Origin of the sequence: Chamaesiphon sp. VAR_69_metabat_338 (assembly GCF_031423935.1) — a bacterium.
GTDB lineage: Bacteria > Cyanobacteriota > Cyanobacteriia > Cyanobacteriales > Chamaesiphonaceae > Chamaesiphon.
On the sequence record NZ_JANPGM010000686.1, the window covers coordinates 1 to 3,907 of the forward strand.

Below are 3,907 nucleotides of genomic sequence, written 5' to 3' on the forward strand. Positions count from 1 at the left end.
TCGAACGCCGCGAAGCAATTGAATGCAATTGCTCAATTTGTCGCAAAAAAGGCTTTATCCATCTCATCGTGTCCGCAGCGCAATTTACCTTGCTGCAAGGACAAGCAGATCTGAGTAATTACACCTTTAATACCGGAACTGCCAAACACCACTTTTGCCGTCATTGCGGCATTCATGCCTTCTATCGTCCGCGATCGCATCCCGACGGCTATGATGTAAATCTCCGCTGTTTAGATAACAACCCGATCGAGCAATTTAAGATCTCCACCTTCGATGGTGCCCACTGGGAAGAACAGATCGACACCATCCGCGATCGCTACAGCTAAACCTCCCCCTAATCACCTCCTCCTCTTCCCTCCGTGCCACCTCCGTGCCCATCCGTGTTAAAAACACCACCCCTTACTTCCCACCATCCCCTCAGCGTCGCCCCAATGATGGATCGCACAGATCGTCATTGCCGCTACTTCCTGCGCCAAATTAGCCGCCGTACCCTGCTCTACACCGAAATGGTTACGAGTATGGCGATCCTGCATGGTGACAAACACAAACTCTTGGGATTCGATCGATCCGAACATCCTCTCGCCCTCCAAATCGGTGGCGATAACCCTGCCGACTTAGCTAAATGCGCCCGTATTGCTGCAGATTTCGGCTATGACGAAGTCAACCTCAATGTTGGCTGTCCCAGCAGTCGCGTCCAGAATGGAAACTTTGGCGCGTGTCTGATGCTCCAACCCGACCGCGTAGCTGAATGTATCGCGGCGATGGTCGCAGCTACCACATTACCTGTAACGATCAAACATCGCATCGGCGTCGATGAGGTAGATAGTTATGAAGATTTAGTCAAATTTGTATCGATCGTCTCCCAAACTGGCTGTCAAAGATTCTCCGTTCATGCTCGCAAAGCCTGGTTGCAGGGCTTGAGTCCCAAGGAAAATCGCGAAGTTCCACCCCTGCGCTATGAAGACGTCCATCGGCTCAAACAGGATCTCCCCCACCTCTCGATCGAGATTAATGGCGGCTTTACCAATCTCGAACAAGTCCAAACCCAGCTCCAACACGTCGATGCCGTGATGATCGGTAGAGCCATTTATGACAATCCCTATCTACTCGCGCTGGTCGATCGCGACATCTATGGCGATCCGACGCCACCCCCCAGCCGCCATCAAATTGTCACCCAGATGCTGCCCTATATCGATACCTGGACGAGTAAAGGCTTGAAGCTCCACAGCATTACCCGTCACATGTTGCAGCTATTTCACGGGCGATCGGGAAGCCGGATTTGGAAGCGGCTGATTACAGAGCAATCGGTGTTACCAGGCGCGGGGGTATCGGTTGTCGAACGCGCACTGGCAGAGATTCCCGATGGCGAGAGTTGTTAATCCGAGTTGCGGCACATAACCTCAGCGGTTAGAAACCGCTGCTCGTGGTGCTAAGTCCGCCTACGCGGACTAGTTAATCAGTCCGCGTAGGCGGACTTAGTATCACTAGCCACGATTTCAATCGTAGGTACTTCTATTGGTAGCAACTTGCGTTATTTCAAGAATTTAATTCTTTAGGAATAACTTTAACAATCCGATCCTTACCATCCCGCAAAATGCGGACTTGAAGTTGTTGACCGACATGACTATTTTCCATCACATCTTGCAACTGATTGGCATCGTGAATTGCAGTGCCATCGACTTCCACGATCGCATCGCCACGGCGCATTCCCGCTACAGATGCCGCAGTATTGGGTAAAACGCGGATCGTCAACACGCCATTAATTTCGGGAATTTGAAAAGGCGCATTGGGATCTTGATTATTCTCAGAGGCGATTTCTGGAGTGAGTGTTACCATCTGCACGCCGAGATACGGATGTGAAACTTTTTCGCCGCGCGCTAATTGGGTCGAAATTGTTTTGGCTTTATTGATCGGAATGGCAAACCCAATCCCGGTCGCATCGGCGCGAATCGCTGTATTGATACCGATAACCCGTCCCTGGGAGTCGAGCAGTGGCCCCCCGGAATTACCAGGATTGATCGCTGCATCGGTTTGAATGAAATCAAGGCGTTTGTCGGTCATGCCGACAGTCGAACTGGCACGCTTGAGGGTGCTGACGATCCCGAGGGTGACGGTATTATCCAACCCGAAGGGATTGCCGACTGCGATCGCCCAATCCCCGACTTTGACGATGTCCGAATCGCCTAATTGAGCTGTGGGTAAGTTTTTAGCCCCTTTGACTTTGACAACAGCCAAATCTGTCACCGGATCGACACCTTGAACTTTGCCTTCCAAGCTGCGTCCATCTTTGAGAATAACAGTCACTTTATCGGCGCGATCGACTACGTGGGCATTGGTTAAAATAATGCCATCTCGATCGATAATAAATCCCGAACCCTGACCGCGCAATAGTTGCTGTTGTGGCAATCCCGTTAGTGCTTCATCGCCATAAAAAGGATCGATGCGGCGGGTAATCGTCCGTTCGGTATCGATCCGCACGACTGCCGTACCGACTAACTCGACCGCTTTACTCACAAAACTACTGCCACTACTATCTTTGGGGATGGCAATCGGTGGCACTGCGGCGATCGCGGGTAGTGGTAGCCAGGTCGCAATTATTAACGCGATCGCCACGATCGCAGAACCTATTCTTGATTTCATATTGCAGTCAGCGATTGGTAATAACTCTTATTCTTTATTGTGCCAATTATTCATCAAAAAGAGGGACGAAACACTGTTTCGTCCCTCTTCTCGATCGTTACGACCTCAACTTAGCGATTAGCCGCGACCGCTAGGTGCGTTGTTGCGAGTAGGAGGTACTTCCGGTGGAATGGGTGCAGTCAAGACTGGGCTTGGCTTACAAGGGCAACCGATGCCACCACCAGCGATTACTAAGAACTGGTTGTAGTCGCCACCTTTACCGGAAATGCCGTCATTCCAGCTAATTCTGACGCCTTGAGTGCCCAAGGAAGTGGCATCATTCTCGAATTGAGCTAACTGGGAACCACCATTTTTGTCAGGTAGGGAGTAGACAGTGGTTGTGCCTTTACCCTTTTGAGTTGATTCGAGATAGAGCGCGTAAGTCTTACCTGCTTTGAAGGTAAATTCAGCAAAAGGTTTTCTGACTGCCTTACCTGCGGTACCAGTAACATTTCTTCCTGGTCGATCTTGAGCGCGAGCTTCGTTAATGAGCGGAGTTTTTTCGCCAGTTGCAACATCAACCACGCCAAAAGTCGATTGGGCAGAGTTATTAGATTTGAGAAATTGAAATTCAATAATCGTATCTCGATCGAATTGAACGCCTTTTTCATTAAACTGTTCGGCAGCATTGGCAGGCTTAACGAGTCCACCTAGAGCCAATGTGGCGACTGCACCACAGCTAACGAGGAGATTCCGAAATTTAGATGTTTGTGTCATTGTGGTCGAGCCTCACTTTGTAGTAGTCAATGATGGATAAATAGTGGCAGCGATCGAAAGTAATCGATCGCAAAAGAGCCAGATCGATCTCGCTCTTTTGCGCGGATGCTAGCTGGGAACGACGGGCTAACTTAGCCTCGACGATCGCTGCTAGTTACCAAAGTTGGCTGACTACTGCTTGACCGGCATTGTTGCCACCATTAACAGTGTCAAGAAACTGGCGAGCTTCGGCTTTAGCGTTGGCCAATTGGGTTGCAGCTTCTGCTTCTGCGGCTCTAGCTGCTACCAATTCTGGACGATTGGTAGTGGTATTGTTAGCTGTAGTGTCAGCATTAGGACAACCGCAGCTTGCCAAATCGGCAACTTGCCGACCGTAGCGGATAGGAGTAGTATCGGAGACTGTCGGTTGTGCTGCTTCGGCTTGAGCTAAAGCGGTTGCGGCTTGAGTGTAATTAGTTTGCGCGACACTAACGCTATTAGATAGTGCTGTAGCGCGGCTAATGACTCCAGG

Annotated in this window: 5 protein-coding genes; 2 read left to right on the plus strand and 3 right to left on the minus strand. The window is 50.3% G+C overall.

Annotated features, from left to right (window positions below; translation table 11 throughout):
- Together RMO84_RS19095 and dusA are read left to right on the plus strand one after the other, a co-directional pair.
- Positions 1 to 326, plus strand: a 326-nt coding sequence (locus RMO84_RS19095; protein WP_310490019.1) for a GFA family protein, incomplete at its 5' end; no start/stop codon positions are given.
- A 33-nt stretch (positions 327 to 359) separates the two neighbouring features.
- A complete protein-coding gene (gene dusA, locus RMO84_RS19100; protein ID WP_396135901.1) occupies positions 360 to 1,379 on the plus strand; it encodes a tRNA dihydrouridine(20/20a) synthase DusA in 1,020 nt (339 codons plus the stop codon).
- A gap of 157 nt (positions 1,380 to 1,536) precedes the next feature.
- Here the strand turns inward: dusA and RMO84_RS19105 are convergent, their stop codons facing one another.
- From RMO84_RS19105 to RMO84_RS19115, 3 genes are all read right to left on the minus strand, one after another.
- Positions 1,537 to 2,640, minus strand: coding sequence for an HhoA/HhoB/HtrA family serine endopeptidase (locus tag RMO84_RS19105; protein ID WP_310490020.1), 1,104 nt, complete (start codon positions 2,638 to 2,640; stop codon positions 1,537 to 1,539).
- 117 nt (positions 2,641 to 2,757) lie between these two features.
- Complete coding sequence (locus tag RMO84_RS19110; RefSeq protein WP_310490021.1) at positions 2,758 to 3,396, minus strand: hypothetical protein; 639 nt, start codon at positions 3,394 to 3,396, stop codon at positions 2,758 to 2,760.
- A 154-nt stretch (positions 3,397 to 3,550) separates the two neighbouring features.
- On the minus strand, positions 3,551 to 3,907 hold a 357-nt coding region (locus RMO84_RS19115; RefSeq protein WP_310490022.1), incomplete at its 5' end, for a hypothetical protein.